Raw genomic sequence first — 19,766 nt, 5'->3', positions numbered from 1 at the left:
ACCGGACGGATGCCGACGATTTCGACTTCTTCACCGACCTTCACGATACCGCGCTCGACGCGGCCGGTCACAACCGTACCACGGCCCGAGATCGAGAACACGTCTTCGACCGGCATCAGGAAGGGCTGGTCGATCGGGCGTTCCGGCTGCGGGATGTATTCGTCAACCGTCTTCATCAGGGCCAGGATCGACTGTTCGCCGATTTCCGGGTTGACGCCGTCGGTCGCGGCCTTGGCCGAACCCTTGGTGATGGGGATATCGTCGCCGGGGAACTGGTAGGACGACAGAAGTTCACGGACTTCCATTTCGACCAGTTCCAGCAGTTCTTCGTCGTCCACCAGGTCGACCTTGTTCATGTAGACGACCAGGGCCGGCACGCCGACCTGACGGGCCAGCAGGATGTGCTCGCGCGTTTGCGGCATCGGGCCGTCAGCGGCCGAAACGACCAGGATCGCGCCGTCCATCTGGGCAGCGCCGGTGATCATGTTCTTCACGTAGTCGGCGTGGCCCGGGCAGTCGACGTGGGCGTAGTGGCGGTTCTCGGTTTCGTACTCGACGTGCGCCGTGTTGATCGTGATGCCGCGCGCCTTTTCTTCAGGGGCAGCGTCGATGTCGGCGTAGTTCTTCGCGGTCGCGCCGCCCGACTTCGCCAGAGTGATCGTGATCGCCGCCGTCAGAGTCGTCTTGCCATGGTCAACGTGACCAATGGTGCCGATGTTGCAGTGAGGCTTCGAGCGGTTGAATTTTTCCTTGGCCATAGGTCTAAGGCTCCAATTTGCCCTGAAGGGCTAAGGTTGAAAAACGTCAGTGTAGTTTGGAGCGGGTAGACGGGATCGAACCGACATCCTCAGCTTGGAAGGCTGCTGCACTACCATTGTGCTATACCCGCATTTTTCCGCTCAAGCGCCGCGAGAGGCTCCTCGCATAAGCTCGGACGGGCGGTCGCCCTTGCCGGGACAGGCGTCCCGGAAATTCTTACCACTAACTTCTTTTTTGATTGGAGACCGTCTGGCTGACTATGAGTGATGGTGGGGGAAGCAGGACTCGAACCTGCGAAGCTTACGCAGGGGATTTACAGTCCCCCCCCTTTGCCGCTCGGGACATTCCCCCAAACACTCACAAAGTCTTAGCCGGACGCCTTAAAGCCGAGCTTCCGAAAAAGCTCAAGCCCTAAAATGAAAAAAAACTTTTTGATTCACAGGCTTTGGTCGTAAAGACCGTCCGGATCAGTCAAAAAGCCTTTCTCAGGCCTCAAATCGGAGCGCGTCTTATAGTGTCCTCTTTTCGTGAACGCAACGACCGTAAATCGCAATCAGGTAAAAACAGGTCACAAAATTTTGTGGACAAGCCCAAAGGCCACGCCGCGAAGCCGGCGCCGGAGGGGCGGCGTGACAACAAACCTCAATTTAAACAGAAACCTAAGGCTAATTACGACGGCTGGCTATGGGGCGCTCATGCGGTTGAGGCAGCGCTGAAAAATTCTGCGCGCCAGGGTCTGATCAGGTTGTTTTTGAGCGAGGAACGGACGAAATCGGCCCCGCCGGCCTTGTTTAAACGGCAAGAAATCAAGATCAGTACCCTGCCGATGAGCGAGATTTCCCGCCTCGTGCCGCCCGACGCCGTCCACCAGGGCATGGCCCTGCACGCGCCCGTGCTGGAAGGCGAATCGCTCGATGACCTGATCGAACGCGATGCGAGAAACGGGCTCCATGTCATCCTGATGCTCGATCAGGTGACCGATCCGCAGAATATCGGCGCCATTTTCCGCTCGGCTGCGGCCTTCGGAGTCAAGGGCCTGATCATGCAGGACCGCCACTCCCCCCCCCTGCAAGGCGTATTGGCCAAGACGGCCGTGGGCGCCGTCGATGTCGTGCCCTTCGCCCGTGTCACCAATCTGTCGCGCGCATTGGAGACACTAAGCGAGAACGGTTATGTCAGCATCGGCCTGGCCGGCGAAGGCGAATTCAACCTACATGAACTCCTGGCGCAGCAAGGCTGGGGCGAAAGCCTGAAAAAGCTGGTGCTGGTACTGGGCGCCGAAGGCGAAGGTATCCGCCGGCTGGTGGCCGAACATTGCGATCATCTGGCGCGCATCCCCATGCCCGGCGGCTTCGAGAGCCTCAATGTCAGCCACGCCGCGTCTATCTCCCTGTACGAGTCCTGTGCGCGGCGATAAGACTGGCCATAAGAATTGACATGAAACACCGGTAGCTTATCTAGGGTTAACCGTACCCCTTCCAGGTGATCCCGTGGCGCTTGAGACCTCGTTCCTGAACATCGATCCCGTCCTGCTGTCTCAGGGTCTGGCCCTGGTGCAGGTCGTCTTCATCGATATCGTCATGGCCGGTGATAATGCCGTGGCCGTCGGCATCGCCGCTGCCGGCCTGGCGCCCGACAAGCGCCGACTGGCCATTCTCTACGGGCTGATCGGCGCGGTAATTCTGCGTATTGGCTTCGTCCTCATCACCGTGGAACTCCTGGCATTGGTCGGCCTGCTGCTGGCCGGCGGCATATTATTGTTGTGGGTCTGCTGGAAAATGTGGCGCGAACTGCATGAGCACCACGAAACCGTGGCCGCAGAAGCCGCTGCGGAAGCCGCCAAAAGCACGGGCCTGCATGACCCGGAAGCCGCCGCCCGTGTGGCCGCGGCGGAAGCCAGGGCTAAAAACGGCAAGACCAAGACGCTGCTGTCGGCGACCATACAAATCCTGGCGGCCGATATCTCGATGTCGCTCGATAATGTGCTGGCCGTGGCCGGCGCCGCCTCTCACCATGTGTCGATCCTGGTGTTCGGCCTGCTGCTGTCCATCGCCGCCATGGGCGTGGCCGCCAACCTGATCGCCAACATTCTGCACAAATTCCGCTGGATCGCCTATGCCGGCGTGGCGGTCGTGCTGTTCGTGGCACTGAAGATGATCTGGGAAGGCGGCCATCAGATCTGGGAATTCGGCCATTGCGATGCCACGCTGAAATGCCTGCCAGTTATGGCCAACGATACCGTGACGTGGTGGCGCAATACCTTCACCAACCTGCTGTCACATAAATAGAGGGGAACTCATATGTCTGACCTGCACGCCAAACTGGCCCAGTCCGGCGACCATCATCACAGCCACGGCATTATCCATATGATGATCGAAGGCGCCCTGATCGGCGGCGTTACCGCCCTGCTGGCACATCTGGTTTCCAATGGCCTCAGCCATGTGGTCGACAAGTGGCAGGACGGCGAACATCACGCCATTGATGCCGATAAACTCAAGTCGATCCTTGGCGCCGATAAACTGGCTGCCATTGCCGAAAAGACCGGACTGTCGGTCGATGACGCGGCGAAGTACCTGTCGCAGCACCTGCCTGGCGCGGCGAAGAAGCATTTCGGCGGTTAATAAGGAAATGGCGGGAAGGTTCAAACCTTCCCGCCATTTTATCAGAAAACGTCCGGTGCGGCGCCGATGCCCTTGGGTGACGGGCCATATCTGTTGGGGCCTTGCGTGCCATCAAGGCAACCGCATTCGACGAATGCCCAAATGCCGCCTATAATGGGCACGAACGCGATCAGAACCCACCAACCCGATTTGTCGCGGTCATGCCAGCGCTTGATTTGCAGGCATATACCGATCCACGTCGCCGGAATGAGCATGATCAGATAAACGATCCAGAAAGTTGCCGGAAAGGTTCCGGTTTCAGCCATGCTGCGACCGACGCCCAGTACGGCCATCAGGATATTTATGATGATGGCAAAAGCGATGCCCATGCAGATGGCCCAAAGCCAGTAGTCACGGCGCCGGATGCGGCCCTGGGCACTGAACAGCATCATCTTCCAGTTACTAAAATCCATAAGAAACCCTTCATTATGTTTGAAATGAACGCCTTACCGGCTTCAGCTAAACACGAATCAGAGCGTCTTCATAGCCCTACTATCAAAGCCCCTTCGGCGACGGCCCGTATTTGTTCGGGCCTTGCGTCCCGTCCATAAAGCCGCATTCGATCAGTTGCCAAAGCCAGCCGATAAACGGGATCAGGGTGATCAGTATCCACCAGCCGGACTTGTCGCGGTCGTGCCAGCGCTTGACGATAACCGCCAGCTTCATCCAGATCGCCACGATTCCCAAAAGGCCGAAGCCAGGATTGTGCTCAATGAACCAGAAGCCAGGACCATACCAGTCATGGCGGCCATTGGCCCAGCCGCTGCCGTAATCGACATGGATATGGCCGAACTGCCAGAAGATACCGCCGTAAAGCACGGACAGAACAAGAAAAAACAGCCATAGATGCAGGCGGCGCACGCGCCCCTGGAAGCTGAACAGGAACTGGACGAGATTCATGACATACCCCCGATCATTTGCGATGACGGGAGTATAGGCAATAAGGCCGTTCAGGCTACTGAATTCGCTGTAACCTTACGCCTCGCTGCCGCCGAAGCGCGCCGCCCATTCGGCGATCATGTCGTCATCGATCTTCCTGAACAGCACCTCGCCGGATTGCACCTTCTGGCCGGCCGGCAACTGGTTCAGTTCAGCCTCTGCATCCATTGAAGGCCACGCCAACGGCAATTGAACGCCAACACAATCGGCAATGCTCTGCGCGGCGAACGGAATGATCGGTTGGGCCAGAACGGCATAGAGACGTACCAGGTTCAGGCCGTGGCGCACGATCACGCCGGCACGTTCGACATCGGTCTTGAAGGCCGTCCAGGGCGCGGCTTCCTGCAGATACTCGTTACCCAATACCCATATGCGACGCACTGCCTGCGCGGCCTTGCGCATTTCCATGACCTCGAAGGCTTCGGTTGCTTCCGTCAGCAGGGCCGAGATGTCGGCATAGAGCTTGTCTTCCAACGGACCAGCCTCGCCGCCCGCTGGTACGACGCCATCGAACTTCGACTCGGTGAACTTCAGGATGCGGTTGACGAAATTGCCGAGCACATCGGCCAGGTCCTTATTGATCGTCGCCTGGAACTGCTCCCAGGTGAATGAAGAGTCCGAACTTTCCGGCGCATTGGCGATCAGATACCAGCGCCAGTAATCGGCCGGCAGGATTTCCAGTGCCTGGTCCATGAAAACACCGCGGTTCATCGAGGTCGAGAACTTGCCGCCGTACCAGTTGAGCCAGTTGAACGCCTTCAGCGTATCGACCATCTTCCACGGCTCACCGGAGCCCAGAATGGTGGCCGGGAAGCTGACCGTATGGAAGGCGACATTGTCCTTGCCCATGAATTCTACATAACGGACATCATCGGCGCCTTGGTCAAGGCGCCACCACTTTTGCCAGCCGTCGGGATCGCCCTGAGCGCTGAAATATTCCTTGGTAGAGCCAATATATTCGATCGGCGCATCGAACCAGACATAGAAGACCTTGTCCTCGAAGCCGGGACGCGGCTTGCCGTCCTTCGTCACCGGCACGCCCCATTTCAGGTCGCGCGTGATGCCGCGATCGATCAGTCCCTCCTCGAGATGCTTGTTGGCGATGGAGAGCGCCAATGGTGGCCACTCAGACTTACCAGCGATCCACTCTCGCAGTTGCGGCTCGACCTTGGTTTGCAGCAAATAAAGGTGGCGCGTGTCGCGGACTTCGAGATTGCGCGAGCCAGAAACGGCCGAATAGGGATTGATCAGGTCGGTCGGGTCGAGCAGACGCCCACAGTTGTCGCACTGGTCGCCGCGCGCCTTGTCGTAACCGCAGTGCGGACAGGTGCCTTCGACATAACGGTCCGGCAGGAAGCGGCCGTCATCGATGGAGAAGACCATCTTGTCGACGCGTTCCTCGATCAGGCCGTTCTTGTCCAGCGCCTCGCAGAACTTCTGCGTCAGTTCGCGGTTTTCCGGTGAGGACGAGCGGCCAAACCAGTCATAGCTCAGGCCGAAGGCTTCGCCGGCGTTCTTCTGGATCAGGTGCTGCTCGTCGCAATAGGTGCGCACGTCCTGCCCGGCTTTGGCGGCGGCCAGTTCAGCGGGCGTGCCGTGCTCGTCGGTGGCGCAGATATAGAGCACCTCATGACCGCGCGCCCGCTGAAACCGGGCAAACACGTCCGCCGGCAGCATCGAACCAGCCAGGTTGCCAAGGTGCTTGATGCCATTGATATAGGGAAGCGCGGAGGTGATCAGGATGCGGGACATGTGGGTCTTTCAGCTCTCTAATGATGAGAAGGCCGTGGTCATAAACCATTTCGGCGGCTGAAATATAGGGATGATGCGCAAATGAGCAAAAAAATCCGCGCATGAGATATGGACAAGGCGCGCGGCCATCGGCATAAGACCCCTCCTCGGACCTGACGGTTCGGAGCGTGTGCGCCGGTTTAGCTCAGATGGTAGAGCAGTTGTTTTGTAAACATCAGGTCGCGGGTTCGATTCCTGCAACCGGCACCAGCACCCCACCTTTCCTGATGCATTCATTTCCTGCATGAACCCGCGAGTCTGATCTTTTGTTTGCGGACGCAAACGGGGGTTCGATTCCTGCAACCGGCACCACTTCATCTTCCCTGATTTGGCCCGAAAACATGACCGTTGGGCCTGAATAGCGGCTGTAACCTCACCGGTTATCGCGCTAGAATCGGCTGATGGACCCAAAACCCGCCAAGTACGCCCCGAAATCCGACGCCGATATTCTCGATATCGTCACCCGCCATCCCTTTGCCTGGATCGTCTCGGCCGCCGGCGGATTCGGCGCGACCCAGCTTCCGGTTCGCCCATATATGGAAGACGGCCGGCTGACCGGCCTGATCGGGCATTTCGGGCGCAACAATCCCCAGATCGAGCATCTGCGTGACCAGCCCCGCGCGCTTCTGCTGCTCACCGGCCCGCACGGCTATATCTCGCCCTCCTGGCTGACCGACCGTACCCAGGCCCCGACCTGGAACTATGCCAGCATCGCTTTCGATTGCGACATCCGCCTGATTGAAGACTCAGCAGGCATTGAGGCACTTTTGCGCGACCTTATCGATACCATGGAGGCCGACCGCGACAATGCCTGGTCGCTGGACAATATGGGAGAACGCGCGGCACGGCTCGCGCAGGGCGTAGTAGGCTTTCACGCGCGGATTATCGATGTGCAGGCGGCCTTCAAGATGGGGCAGGACGAAGCCGCGCAGGAATACGGTGAAATCCTGACGGCGCTGGACCGCGCGGGCGAAACGGACCTGGCGGCGGCTATGCGCCGGCAAAATCCGGACCGCTGATCAGCTTCCAGCAACCGGCTTTGCGAGCTGGCTGAAATACTGGCTGGGCGGGGTGCCGAAGGCGCGCTGGAACATGGTGCCGAACGCGCTGGGGCTGTTATACCCGACCTCGTAGGCAACGGTCGTCACCGACTTGCCCGATGCCAGCATGGATACCGCCTCAGCCAGTCTGACCTGCTGCCGCCACTCCGAAAAGGTGATGCCTGTTTCCCGGCGGAAAGCGCGCGTGAAGGTGCGGCGCCCCATGCAGGCCACCGCCGCCCAGTGATCGAGATCGTCCTCCGCTGCCGGATCATCCATGATTTTCCGGCATATGCGCGAAAGGCGCGGATCCTTCGGCATCGGTATGTTGAGCGCCGAAGCCGGATGCTCGACCGCCTCGGCGATCTCATCGAGAATCAGTTCCATGATGCGCGCCTCGCGTCCATTGAGGCTGTACTCGATCGGCAGATTACCGGCCTCGATAATCAACTCACGCAGCAAAGGCGATATTTTCAGCGTCTGGCAGCGCTTCGGCATCCGGCTGTCGGCATCCGCCTCGACATAAAGCGTGCGCAGCGACACATGCCCCCGGCAATGGGCCTCATGACGGACACCGGCCGGCATCCACACGCCGCGCTGGGGCGGAATGGTAAAACTCACCTCATCGGTTATGACCGACATTACGCCAGATGTGGCGTACAGCAACTGGGCACGTTCGTGACTATGTGGCGGATCGACATGATCCGGCGAATATTCGTCAATCAGCACGGCGATCGGGCGATTGACCTTCTGATAATCTTCACCATGCGTGCTGCGTGCCATCATGTGGCCCGTTATAGATGATTTGCGCTCCATTAACTGTAGCGCGCCAGACACAGCGCGTTAAAAATTATCCGAATACTATATGTCCGAGAATCCTGCCGCCTTTACATACAGCCCCAGCACCGGAGCCAATCATGCCTGCCAGACTGTTCGCCCGAAAATCCATTGAGGCCCTGCAGGCTGAAGAACATCCCCTGCACCGGACGCTGGGCGGCCTCCAACTCATGCTGCTGGGCATCGGCTGCATTGTCGGGGCCGGTGTCTATGTCATGACGGGCACGGCCGCCGCCCATTTCGCCGGACCGGCCGTCATGCTGTCCTTCCTGCTGGCCGCGACCGCCTGCGGCTTCACCGCCCTGTGCTATGCCGAACTGGCATCCACCATTCCGGTCTCCGGCTCGTCCTATACCTATGCCTATGCCACCCTGGGCCAGGTCGTGGCCTGGGGGCTGAGCTGGCTCCTGATGCTGGAATATGGCCTTGCCGGCTCTGCTCTCGCCGTCGGCTTTTCCAGTTACCTGGTCAGCCTGCTCACTGATTTCGGTGTCCATATCCCGGCCTGGCTCTCCACGCCTTCGGTCGTCTCCACGGTCGTGGACGGACGGACCAGCTTTTCGCTGAGCGGCGGCGTTAACCTGATTGCTGCCATCGCGCTGCTGGTCAGCGCCGTGATCCTGTCGGCGGGCGTTTCCAAGTCCACCCTCGTCACCACCATACTCGTCTTCATCAAGATATCCGTGCTGGTCGCCTTCGTGGCGGTCGGCATCGGCGCAGTGGACCCGGCCAACTGGACGCCGTTCATCCCGGCCAATGAAGGCGGCTTTGCCTTCGGCTGGCAGGGCATCGTCCGCGGCGCTTCCATCCTGTTCTTTGCCTATCTGGGCTTTGAAACCGTATCGACCGCCGCCAGCGAAACGAGAAACCCGCAAAGGAACATGCCGATTGGCATACTGGGTGCCCTCTTTGTCTGCACGGCCCTTTACATTGCGGTGGCTGCCGTCCTGACCGGCCTCGTGCCCTATAAGCAACTTGGCGTCGCCGATCCCATCGCCGTGGCTGTCGATCGTATTGGTCAGCCGGCCTTTGCCTTCATCATCAAGATCGGCGCCCTGACCGGACTGGCCTCCGTCCTGCTGGTCAATGGTTACGGCCACTCGCGAATCTGCTATGCCATGGGGCGCGACGGCCTGATCCCGCCGCTGTTCTCCAAAATCCATTCACGCTTGCGGACACCCGTCTGGGGCACAATCACCGTCTGCCTCACATCGGCGGTCATCGCGGCCTTTCTGCCCATTTCCGTGCTGGGCGACATGGTCAGCTTCGGGACGGCACTCGCTTTTTCGATCGTTGCCTTCAGCCTGATCTGGCTGCGCAATCGCCGTCCCGACCTGCCCCGCCCCTTCCGCGTACCGTTCGGCGGTTTCACGGTCGGCAAGGTGTGGATCGGTTATGTGCCCCTGCTGGCCATCGTGCTGTGTTTTGGCATGGTTATACCCGTCGGCATGGATATCCTTTCGCAGGCCGGGCGCGGCGACGTTCTGCCCGCCATTTTTCTCGGTCTCTATCTGCTGACCGGTGTGCTGATCTACGCCTTCTATGGCTATCGCAACGCCCGCCGGCCTGACACTGAATAAACCGGAGACGAACCATGCCGATCAGGACCATACACCGTTATGTCAGTCTCGTTCTTGCCGCGCTCTGGGTCTTTCAGGCAGCCACCGGCTGCCTGATCGTGTTCCGTTGGGATATTGACGACGCCGGTGTTGCCGGCTCCCGCGCTGCTTTCCAGGCCGAACGCCTGGGCGCTCGGCTGGACAGCCTGGTTCTGGAGCCGGATACGCATGTCTCATCCGTCTGGTCGGCCAATAACAGCGCCAGCCGTTTCGATATCTTCTATAGTCGTGCCGATACGGACCGTACCCTGCGTGTCGATGGACAGGGCGACCCCTTGCGAGACCAACGCAATGATACGCTTTCCGACGGCAATATCTTCGACCGCCTGAGCGACCTCCACATGGCCCTGATGCTGGGGGATGCCGGCCGGGCCTTTCTTGGCATCAGCGGCCTCCTGCTCCTGACGAATATTGGCCTCGGCCTGAAACTCGCCTGGCCGCGCGCCGGACAATGGCTGAAAGCACTGGGTCGCCCGAAAGGCAAGGCCGCCCTTCCCCTGCTCCACGGATGGCACCGGATGCTCGGCCTGTGGATCGCCTTGCCCGCCTTTATCACCATTTCCGCCGGCGTCCTGCTGGCCTTTGACGATGGCCTTGAAGGGCTTTTCAAAGCCGAGATCCCGACGCCCGCCATAACCGCACCCTCCATGGGAGACCAGATAAAACCGTCCGTCGCCCTGGCGGCAGCTTTGGCGCCCTATCCCGGCGCCACTCTTTCAGGTTTCTCCCTGCCTGGCGAAGATACGCCCTGGTACAACGTCCGCCTGCGGGCGAAGGGTGAAATGCCGCGCATATGGGGGCTGACAACCGTGTATATAGATGCGCATGACGGCCGGGTTTTAAGCGCGTATGATGCCCGTCAGGCGCATGGCCCGGTGCGGCTCGTGCTCGATACGATTTACCCGCTTCATACCGGCCAGATCGGCGGGATTGCAGGCCGGATTTTGCAGTTGCTCATTGGAGTCTGGCTGATGGCCATGGCCGGATTGGGAATCAGCCTGTGGTGGACACGCAAACGCCTTACAAACAAAAAGTCTGCGTCTTGATTTCTGTACGCGTCTCAAATATATTGCGCCGCACAAAAAACGATCTCATCGAACGCTTTTTTTCGTCCAAATCGTCCGAAACTGAAGCACTTTAGCAACATAAGATCCCACATCCACTTTACGCGGCCTGATCGCAAGATAAACTGTCCTAAGTTAGACATCGGGCCTCAAAAAAAGAGAGTTACAGTTTCGTCACGTTACCAAGACATTTTCTTGTCATGGGCAATTCAATAAGGAGCGGAATTGAAATGCTGACCCAACGGACTTCTATAAACAAGACCATTACACGGGCCCTGCTGATGGCAACCGTGGCCACCGCCTGTATCGGGGGCGCCGCTATGGCGCAGCAGGACGACACCGGCGACGGCCTCAAAACCACCAAGGAAACCGTTGACGGCTCGACCGTCGTCATCATCCGGTCGAAGCGCTTTGTCCCGAGCGGCGCCATGTCGGCCAACAAGACCGACATCCCCCTGATCCGGACGCCGCAATCGGTTTCCGTCATCAACCGCGACCAGATCGACCTGCTGGGCTTTACCGACCTGCAACAGGCGGTACGCTACACCTCAGGCGCCTTTGGTGAAAACTATGGCCCCGACCTGCGTTACGATTTCGTCACTATGCGTGGCTTTACCCCCAAGCAGTATGTCGACGGCCTGGCCGCTCCGGTCACCACCACCATCTTCTCAACCGGCGTTGATCTCTACGCCTTCGATTCGGCCAGCATCATCAAGGGCCCGGCTGCCACGCTTTACGGCAACTCGCCTCCGGGGGGCCTCTATAATGAAACCAGCCGCCGCGCCAGCCGCAATTTTGGCGGTGAAATCCAGGGCAAGCTCGGCAGCTATGACTACAAGTCGATTGCCGGCACGGTCACCGGTGCGCTCTCCAGCAATGTCTCGGCCCGCCTAACCGGTCTCTATCTCGACCGCGGCGCGGAACGCGACGGCGTCTCGGCCAAGCGCGACCTGATCGCCCCGACCATCACCTGGAAGATCACCGACAACGACACCCTGACCGGTCTCGCCTATCTGCAGGACGACGAGGTTGACGGCGATACCAACGGCTTCCTGCCGGTACTCGGCACCCTGCAGCCGAACCCGAATGGCGGGGTGAGCGAATCGACCAATCTCGGCGAGCCGGATTACAATATCTACAAGCGCAACCAGTGGGCGGTCGGTTACGACTACAAGCACACCTTCAGCAATAACCTGTCCTTCTCGTCAAATGCCAAGTACAGCAAGTATCGCGAGAACAGCAAGGTGATCTATGGCGCGGCGCTTGAGGCCGACAACCGCACGGTCGACCGCTACAGCTTCCCCTACATGGAAAATGTCGAGAGCTTTGCCATTGACAATCGCCTGGACGGCACCTTTACCGCCGGCAGCGTGACGCACAAGGTTCTGGCCGGTATCGACTACCGCGATGTCAAGAACTTCGCCCAGTACGGCTTTGCCATGGCTTCATCGATCGACCTGTATAATCCGGTCTACAGCGACGCCTCTACAATCGTTACGCCCCCCTGGAATCCTTACAACGACCAGGACCTGAAGCAGACTGGCCTCTATGTTCAGGATCAGATCGGCATCAACAAGTTGTTCATCACGCTTGGCGGCCGTTATGACGAGGACAAGATCGTCACCAAGACCTATCTGCCGGCCACGACGACGAAGGACAGCAAGTTCACCTACCGTGTCGGCGCCAACTACCTGTTCGACAATGGCGTCGCCCCCTATGCCAGCTATTCGACTTCGTTCGAGCCAGTCATCGGCACCGGCTTCCGTCCGACCGAAGGTGAGCAGTCGGAAATCGGCGTGAAGTATGACGGCCGCACACTGGACAATGGCGTGAAACTCTTCGCCACCGCCGCCCTCTACGACATCAAGCAGACCAACGTCGTCTCGACCGTCTATTACCCGACCTTCATCAGCACCCAGATTGGGGAAGTCGAAGTCAAGGGCTTCGAGACCGAGTTCGTGGCTCGTATCAACGAGCAGTTCTCGATCAACGGCTCCTATACCTATACGGACAGCGAAGTCCTGGCTTCCAACAACACTGCCGAAATCGGCGGCCCAATGCCGACGACTCCGAAGGACAAGGTCTCACTGTTCGCCGACTATACGCTGAAATCCGGCAGCCTCGGCGGTCTCGGTTTCGGCCTCGGCGTTCGCTATAACTCAAAGAGCCTGGGCTCCTATGGCGCCGGCATCTGGGGCCAGCAATCGACCCTGTTCGATGCGGCTATCCACTATGATACCCCGGACTGGCGCATCGCTCTGAATGGCAGCAACATCACTGATGTGAAATATGTTGCCCGCTGCTCCGGTTCGGTCGGCTGTACCTACGGCGCCGGCCAGAACTGGACCGCAACGCTGACGCGGAAGTTCTGATCCACAGAGGCCCGTTTCCGGTATCCGGAGGCGGGCCTTTGCCATATATTTCATAAGCGTAAACTGACGACACAGGGGCTGTTGCGATGAAGGGTTCATTTTCCAGGGTCTGGCTGCCCGTCATTGCCCTGTCCCTCTTTTGCCCCGCGACCTGGGCCGCCGCGCCGCACCGCGCGCCGTACCGCCCGCCTGTAGTGCGCGACGAAAAGCCAAAGCCTGATTTTGCCGCTGATAAAGCACAGGCACATCCCATCCCCTTCCTGCTCGGCACCAATCCGAGTACCTACAAGCCCCTGCCCCGCCAGGACGTGCTGATCACACACGCCACCGTGCTCGATGGTGCCGGCCATCGTTTTGACGATGCCGATGTGCTGAGCCGCGACGGCAGGATCGTCGTCATCGGCCAGCATCTCGACGGTGGAAGCTCCCGTGTAATCGACGCGAAGGGGCGCTGGGTCACGCCCGGCCTGATCGATCCGCACAGCCACGACGGCACCTATTCGATGCCGCTGACCTCGATCGACAGCGACTCGTCCGATGTTTCGGAGCTGAGTTCGCCCATCGCCGCCGACACCTGGATCGAGCACGCCATCAATACCCAGGACGCCAGCTTCCTTTATGCTCTGCAAGGTGGCGTCACCACGCTCCAGATCCTGCCGGGCTCCACGCCGCAAATCGGCGGCCGGGCGGTGACGCTCCACCCGATTCCAGCTACCAATGTCGCCGCCATGAAGTTCCCCGATGCGCCCACCGGCCTGAAGATGTCGTGCGGCGAGAACGCCAAGGGCTATTATGGCGGCAAGGGCATGAGGCCGAACAGCCGGCAGGGGGAAATGGCCAATTTCCGGGACATTTTCAGTCAGGCCCAAGCCTACCGTGACCAGTGGAACCATTATCACGCCGATCCGCACGGCCCGCCGCCATCGCGCGACCTGAAACTCGATACACTGGCGGCTGTTCTGAATGGCGACCTGCGGGTCAATATCCATTGTTACCGTGCAGATGACATGGCCGAAATGCAGGCCCTGGCCACGGAATTCGATTTCAAAATCACCGCCTTCCACCACACGGTCGAAGGCTACAAGAACCCGGAGCTTTTCACGAAAACCGGCACATGCGCCATTGTCTGGCCGGACTGGTGGGGGTTCAAGATGGAGGCCAATGACGGCATCCGCGAGAACGCCGCCATTCTCGACGCCGCCGGCGCCTGCGTCACCGTTCATTCGGATTCGCCGGTTATCGGTCAGAGGCTGAACATCGAAGCCGCCAAGGCTGCTGCCGCCGGCCGGCACATGGGCCTGCCGGAAGCACCGGAGCACATCATCAAATGGATCACCAGCAATCCGGCCAAGGTTCTGGGGCTCGAAGACAGGGTCGGCACCCTGGCTCCCGGCTACAATGCCGATATCGTTATCTGGTCGGGCGATCCGTTCAGCATCTATACCAAGGCCGATACCGTCATGATCGACGGCGCCATCGCCTATGACCGCCACGATCCGGCCTACCAACCACTGAGTGACTTCCAGCTTGGCCGCAAGGCGGGAGTGATGCAATGATCCGCTCTCTGGCTATCGCCCTCATGCTGTTGCCGGCTCTCGCCTCGGCGCAGGATCTGGCCATCACCCATGCCGAAGCCTGGACCATGATTGGCTCTGGGACCGGCGCCGGCAAGGTGTCCGACGCCACCATCGTCGTCCATGACGGCCGCATCGTCTCGGTCACGTCTTCAGGCGCGGTGCCTGCCGGCGCGACTGTGATCGATGTCGGCGGCCGGATGGTCACGCCCGGCCTGATGAACGCCGCCACCCAGCTTGGTTTGGTCGAGACGGGTTCGGCCGACGAGACCAACGACAAATCAAGCAGCAACACCACGCTTGGCGCCTCGTTCGATATTCAATATGCACTCAATAGCAACAGCGTGCTGCTGCCCGTAGCCCGCGCCGATGGCCTGACCCGTGCGGTCAGCTATCCCGGTGCGGCCGGCACGGCCCCTTTCATGGGCCAGGCCGCCACCATCCACCTGACTGAGACCGGCGACATCCTGGAACGCCCGCAGGTCGCCATGTATGTCCAGATCGGCAGTGCCACGCTTTCGGCCGCCGGTGGATCGCGCAGCGCCCAGTGGCAACTCCTGCGCAACGCCCTGACCGAGGCCGGCCGCTACCAGCCCGGGAAACCCGATCAGCCGATCAGCCGCCTCGACGCTGAAGCCCTACAAAAGGTGCTCAAGGGCCAGCTTCTGGTCATCCTCACCCAGCGCGAATCCGATATCCGGCAAGCCATTGCCCTGGCCAAGGACTTCAGGCTGCGCGTCGCCGTCATGGGCGCGGATGAGGCGTGGCGCTGCGCCGACGCGCTGGCGGCCGCGAAAATTCCGGTCATCCTCGATCCGATGGACAACCTGCCGATCAGCTTCGACCAAATTGGCGCACGGCTCGACAATGCTGCCATTCTCGGCAAGGCGGGCGTGCGGATGGCCTTCTATGCCTCCGGCAACACCATCTATCTTAGCTACGACGCCGGTGAAGCCATGCGCGAAGTGGCCGGCCTGGCCGTCGCCAACGGCCTGCCCTATGATCAGGCGCTGGCCGCCATGACGCAAGGACCGGCCACCATCTTCGGCCTCAGCGACCACTATGGCACCCTCGCCAAGGATCAGGACGCCGACCTTGTTATCTGGGATGGCGACCCGCTGGAGCCTGGCACCTATCCGTGGAAGGTCTTCGTGCAGGGCCGCGAAGCCTCACTGGAAACGCGACAGACCCTGCTGCGCGACCGCTACGCCAAACCTGCTGCCCTGCCTCCGGTCTACCAAAAATGAAGAATCTGGCAGAAATGAAATCCCTACCCCTCGTCGCGCTTGTGGCGCTGTTCGCTGCGACCACCGTTCATGCCCATGATGAAGACCTGCCCGTGCCCTTCGGCAATGCCGTCGGCTGGATCAAGGACGGCGCCGGCGCGGTCGATAACATCCGACCTCGTCAGGCGAAAGGCCAGATCCTGCCGCTGAAACCGACCCGCAAAATCAGTTTCGATACCAGTGAAGGCACCTGGATGTCACTGGGTGTCTCGCCCGATGGCAAGACACTCGTTTTCGACATGCTGGGTGATATCTACACGATGGATGCCAAGGGTGGTGTAGCCAAGCCTTTGCGCACCGGCCTGCCGTTCGAGTCTCAACCAGTGTTTTCGCCCGATGGCAAGCAGATCGCCTTTATCAGCGACGCCTCCGGCGCCGACAATCTCTGGGTCATGAAGGCCGACGGCACCGGCGCGCGTCAGGTCAGTTTCGGCGATGATGATACCGTGCTGGTGTCGCCCGAATGGGCGCCGGACGGCCAGACGGTGTATCTCAGCCGCTATCGCCCCAGCTATAATGCCTATGAGCTGTGGCAATATAGCCTGGATGGCGCAGAGAAGCTCGTCATCCCGACCAAGGCCACTGCCGATCAGGCTCGCGATGCCTGGCTAAGCACCCTGGGTGCCACGCCGTCACCTGACGGCAGGTCGCTTTATATGGCCCGCCATGTCGGCCCGGTCGATCCCGACCAGCGCGACGAATGGACCATCATTAAACGCGACCTCGCCACTGGCGCAGAAACCGCGATTATCGCCGAGCCAAATGGCTCCGGCCACAGCCGCAATCCCGGCGCCTATTTCCGCCCGGCCGTGTCGCCGGATGGCCGTTACCTCGCCTATGCCACGCGCTTTGATAACCAGACCGGCCTGCGCCTGCGCGACCTGCAAACCGGCGAAGACAAGTGGCTGGCCTTCCCGGTAACGCACGACCAGCTCCAGGCCAATAGTTGGCTGGACCTCCTGCCGCGCTATACCTTCGCGCCGGATAGCCGCTCGATCTTGATTACGGTCGGCGGCAAGTTCCAGCGTATCGCGCTCGATGGCACTGCCACGCCGATCCCCTTCACGGCCCATGTGCAGCTAGCGTTGGGCGCCCTCAGTCGGCAAAAAATCACCGAAGACACCGGCCCGATCCACGCCCACATCATCCAGACGCCCCAGATGTCACCGGATGGGTCGCAACTGGCCTTCTCGGCGCTCGGCAAGGTCTATGTCATGCCGCTCACGGGCGACGCGAAACCGAATGAGATCGCCGATGGCTGGCAGCCGTCGTGGTCGCCTGATGGCAAGGCGCTCACCTTCGTCACCTGGTCGGCACGCCAGGCCGGCGATGTCTGGACAGTGGCCCTCGATGGCTCTGCGCCCAAGAAGATCAGCCTGCGTCCAGACTACTACACCTACCCGGTCTTCACGCCCGACGGCACGCAGGTGTTGGCCGAGCGCTCGCCCCAGCGCGACCGTTTGCGGCTTTACATGGAATATGGCGCTACGCGTGAGGCGACCCTGGTCAGCCTGCCCGTGAATGGCTCAGCACCGCGCGATATCGTGACAACCTATATGGGACAACGCCCGACCTTCACGAATGAGCCCGATACCGCCTACCTGCAAACCGGCGCCGGCCTGTCGCGCATCGACCTCAAAACCGGCGCCCAGTCCGACATCGTTTCGGTCAACGGTCCCGGCTGGTATTTTCAGGATGGTCCGGTGCCGGTGGATGCCGTCCGTCTGTCACCCGATGGCAAGTGGATCGCCGCCATCATCGGCCAGCAGTTGCACGTCATCGAACGTCCGGCAGCCGATGTGAAACAGGTCGACCTGTCCGATCCGAAGGTGAAGCACCGCCGCATCACCGATGTCGGCGCCGACTTCATGGAATGGTCGGCGGATGGCAAGACCCTGACCTATGCCCTGGGCTCGACCTTCTACAAGCGCTCGCTCGACAGCATCACCTTTGACGATCAGCCGAACTGGTCGGCTGATCCAGGCAAGCCGGACCGCTTCCATGCCGATGTCATCGTACCGCGTGATGAACCGAAGGGCTTGCTGCTGCTGCGCGGCGCCACGGCCCTGCCGATGGATGCGCCGGCCGTCCCTGATGCCGATATCCTGATCGACGGCAATCGCATCGCCAAAATCGGCCCACGCGGCAGTTTCACCGTTCCGGCCGATGTGACCATGCGCGATGTCACTGGCAAGACGATCATGCCCGGCTTTATCGACACTCACGACCATATCGGCACGGTGCGCCGCGAGGTGCTCGATACAGAAGACTGGTCTTTGCGCGAACGTCTGGCTTACGGCGTGACCACCAGTTTCGACCCCTCGACCCTGACCGTTGACGAGATCGCCTACAAGGACATGCTCGACGCCGGCCTGATGACAGGTCCGCGCCTGCCTTCGACCGGCATGGCGCTGTTCAGCTTCAATCGCTTCTCATCGCTGGAAGAAACGAAGAAGGTTCTGAGCCGCTTCCATGCCGACTATGGCCTGAGCAATATCAAGTCCTACCGCGTCGGCTCCCGCAAGGTGCGCGAATGGGTGCAGATGGCGGCGCTGGCCGAAGACCTGCAACCAACTACAGAAGGCGCCCTGTCGCTCAAGCTCGACCTCAGCCAGATCATGGACGGCTATTCCGGCAACGAACACGCCCTCGTCGCCCTGCCGATCTACAAGGACGTCATCCAGCTTCTGGCGCAGAGCCGGACGAGCTATACGACCACCTTGCAGATCACCAATGGCGGCGCCACAGGTCAGGACTATTTTATCGCCCGTGACAACCCATCATCGAGCGAGAAGTACCGCTATTACACACCGCATTTCGCCCTGGCGCAGATGACCACGCGCCTCGACCAGTGGCTGCCCTTGTCAGAATATGCCTTCCCGACCGTGGCCAAGGGGGCGGCGGATATCCAGCGCGCCGGCGGACTGGTGGGCATCGGCGCCCACGGCAATACGCCGGGCGTTGGCTTCCACTGGGAGCTGGAAGCGCACGTCATGGGTGGCCCAAATATCACTGGAATGACGCCGGAAGAAGCCCTGCACGCCGGCACGCTCGGTTCGGCCGAAACCATCGGCCGTGTTGGTGAAATCGGCAGCCTGACGCCTGGCAAGTTTGCCGACCTGCTGATCCTCGACGCCGATCCGCGCACCGACATCACTAATGCCTTGAAGATCGACCAGGTTATGAAAAACGGCCGTCTTTATGATGCCGCTGATTTGAGCCAGGTGTGGCCAGATAAGCTCCCCGCCGTCACGCCATGGTTCGCCGATGAATATCCCGCCACCGGAGCCCGCAAATGATCAAATCCATTCTTATCGCCGCCGGTCTCCTGACGGCCGTCACGCCTGCCTTCGCCAAACCCAAAACACCCACAATCAGTCCCGCCATTGCGCCTGCCCCCGCCCCCACGCCGGTGCCTCTGACTCAGGTTGAAATTTACCGCATTGCCCCCGGTCAGCATCAGGCCTTTCTCGAATTCATCGCCAAATGCGACGAGGCCAACAAACTCGCCGGCCTGCCTCCGCGCCAGCTGTACGTCCACAGCGACGGTGCCGACTGGGATTTCATGCTTATCCAGCCGGCCCACACCCCGCCGGAAAAAGCCGCGGCGCTTGATGCTGCCTGGGACAAGGTCGGCCTGCCGTCCGGTTCGAACTTCTTCTTCGAGATCCGCAAATATATAGCCGAACACACCGACACCGCCGCGAAAGGCCCGACGACCGCCGCCGATTATCTGGCGACCGCCAGCCGGTAACCGGTCCTTTGGCCCGTTCGGAACATTAATTGATCCGCACATCGTAGTCCGGTCAGACCTCGCGCCGCTAA

At 60.4% G+C, this 19,766-nt stretch carries 16 protein-coding genes and 3 tRNA genes; 12 read left to right on the top strand and 7 right to left on the bottom strand.

Annotated features, from left to right (window positions below):
- The 3 genes from BLO49_RS10965 to BLO49_RS10955 all read right to left on the bottom strand — a co-directional run.
- A partial coding sequence (locus BLO49_RS10965) for an elongation factor Tu (protein WP_139159670.1) occupies window positions 1–758 on the bottom strand: 758 nt, incomplete at its 3' end.
- Between the two features lie 57 nt (window positions 759–815).
- Window positions 816–889, bottom strand: a tRNA-Gly gene (locus tag BLO49_RS10960).
- Window positions 890–1,026: 137 nt separating this feature from the next.
- Window positions 1,027–1,110, bottom strand: a tRNA-Tyr gene (locus tag BLO49_RS10955).
- Window positions 1,111–1,273: 163 nt separating this feature from the next.
- On the opposite strand from BLO49_RS10955, the gene rlmB reads away from it, so the two are divergent.
- From rlmB to BLO49_RS10940, 3 genes are all read left to right on the top strand, one after another.
- Window positions 1,274–2,176, top strand: coding sequence for a 23S rRNA (guanosine(2251)-2'-O)-methyltransferase RlmB (rlmB, locus tag BLO49_RS10950; RefSeq protein WP_090648232.1), 903 nt, complete (start codon window positions 1,274–1,276; stop codon window positions 2,174–2,176).
- A 73-nt stretch (window positions 2,177–2,249) separates the two neighbouring features.
- Window positions 2,250–3,047 carry a YjbE family putative metal transport protein gene (locus BLO49_RS10945; RefSeq protein WP_090648229.1) on the top strand — a complete coding sequence of 266 codons (798 nt, stop codon included), beginning with the start codon at window positions 2,250–2,252 and terminating at the stop codon, window positions 3,045–3,047.
- Between the two features lie 12 nt (window positions 3,048–3,059).
- Window positions 3,060–3,380: a YidB family protein gene (locus BLO49_RS10940; protein ID WP_090648226.1), complete on the top strand. Its 321-nt coding sequence runs from the start codon at window positions 3,060–3,062 to the stop codon at window positions 3,378–3,380.
- Window positions 3,381–3,421: 41 nt separating this feature from the next.
- On the opposite strand, the gene BLO49_RS10935 is transcribed toward BLO49_RS10940, so the two are convergent.
- The 3 genes from BLO49_RS10935 to metG form a co-directional block, all read right to left on the bottom strand.
- Window positions 3,422–3,832, bottom strand: a complete 411-nt coding sequence (locus BLO49_RS10935; RefSeq protein ID WP_170828302.1) for a DUF805 domain-containing protein — start codon at window positions 3,830–3,832, stop codon at window positions 3,422–3,424.
- A gap of 82 nt (window positions 3,833–3,914) precedes the next feature.
- The gene (locus BLO49_RS10930) at window positions 3,915–4,319 is read right to left on the bottom strand and encodes a DUF805 domain-containing protein (protein ID WP_090648225.1); all 405 of its coding nucleotides are present in this window, start codon (window positions 4,317–4,319) and stop codon (window positions 3,915–3,917) included.
- A 75-nt stretch (window positions 4,320–4,394) separates the two neighbouring features.
- Window positions 4,395–6,110, bottom strand: a complete 1,716-nt coding sequence (gene metG, locus BLO49_RS10925; RefSeq protein ID WP_090648222.1) for a methionine--tRNA ligase — start codon at window positions 6,108–6,110, stop codon at window positions 4,395–4,397.
- Window positions 6,111–6,283: 173 nt separating this feature from the next.
- Here metG and BLO49_RS10920 point away from each other — a divergent pair.
- Together BLO49_RS10920 and BLO49_RS10915 are read left to right on the top strand one after the other, a co-directional pair.
- A tRNA-Thr gene (locus tag BLO49_RS10920) sits at window positions 6,284–6,359 on the top strand.
- A gap of 191 nt (window positions 6,360–6,550) precedes the next feature.
- The gene (locus tag BLO49_RS10915) at window positions 6,551–7,168 is read left to right on the top strand and encodes an FMN-binding negative transcriptional regulator (RefSeq protein WP_090648220.1); all 618 of its coding nucleotides are present in this window, start codon (window positions 6,551–6,553) and stop codon (window positions 7,166–7,168) included.
- On the opposite strand, the gene BLO49_RS10910 is transcribed toward BLO49_RS10915, so the two are convergent.
- Window positions 7,169–7,975 (bottom strand): AraC family transcriptional regulator, encoded by an 807-nt coding sequence (locus BLO49_RS10910; protein WP_220083723.1) that lies wholly within the window; start codon window positions 7,973–7,975, stop codon window positions 7,169–7,171.
- Window positions 7,976–8,106: 131 nt separating this feature from the next.
- Here BLO49_RS10910 and BLO49_RS10905 point away from each other — a divergent pair, with 131 nt between their 5' ends.
- The 7 genes from BLO49_RS10905 (at window position 8,107) to BLO49_RS10875 (ending at window position 19,695) form a co-directional block, all read left to right on the top strand.
- Window positions 8,107–9,606 (top strand): amino acid permease, encoded by a 1,500-nt coding sequence (locus BLO49_RS10905; protein WP_090648217.1) that lies wholly within the window; start codon window positions 8,107–8,109, stop codon window positions 9,604–9,606.
- A 14-nt stretch (window positions 9,607–9,620) separates the two neighbouring features.
- The gene (locus BLO49_RS10900) at window positions 9,621–10,691 is read left to right on the top strand and encodes a PepSY-associated TM helix domain-containing protein (RefSeq protein WP_090648215.1); all 1,071 of its coding nucleotides are present in this window, start codon (window positions 9,621–9,623) and stop codon (window positions 10,689–10,691) included.
- Between the two features lie 248 nt (window positions 10,692–10,939).
- On the top strand, window positions 10,940–13,081 hold the full coding sequence (locus BLO49_RS10895; RefSeq protein ID WP_170828301.1) for a TonB-dependent siderophore receptor: 2,142 nt from the start codon (window positions 10,940–10,942) through the stop codon (window positions 13,079–13,081).
- Window positions 13,082–13,167: 86 nt separating this feature from the next.
- Window positions 13,168–14,637, top strand: coding sequence for an amidohydrolase family protein (locus tag BLO49_RS10890; RefSeq protein WP_090648210.1), 1,470 nt, complete (start codon window positions 13,168–13,170; stop codon window positions 14,635–14,637).
- Entirely contained in the window at window positions 14,634–15,902 is a 1,269-nt protein-coding gene (locus tag BLO49_RS10885; protein WP_090648207.1) for an amidohydrolase family protein, read from the top strand. The genes BLO49_RS10890 and BLO49_RS10885 overlap by 4 nt, the downstream gene beginning before the upstream one ends.
- A 14-nt stretch (window positions 15,903–15,916) precedes the next feature.
- On the top strand, window positions 15,917–19,240 hold the full coding sequence (locus tag BLO49_RS10880) for an amidohydrolase family protein (protein WP_170828300.1): 3,324 nt from the start codon (window positions 15,917–15,919) through the stop codon (window positions 19,238–19,240).
- Window positions 19,237–19,695, top strand: a complete 459-nt coding sequence (locus BLO49_RS10875) for a hypothetical protein (RefSeq protein ID WP_090648203.1) — start codon at window positions 19,237–19,239, stop codon at window positions 19,693–19,695. The genes BLO49_RS10880 and BLO49_RS10875 overlap by 4 nt, the downstream gene beginning before the upstream one ends.
- Window positions 19,696–19,766: the final 71 nt, after the last annotated feature.

The organism is Asticcacaulis taihuensis (assembly GCF_900100255.1).
Lineage (GTDB): Bacteria > Pseudomonadota > Alphaproteobacteria > Caulobacterales > Caulobacteraceae > Asticcacaulis > Asticcacaulis taihuensis.
This window is presented reverse-complemented; position numbering and strand designations above follow the sequence as displayed.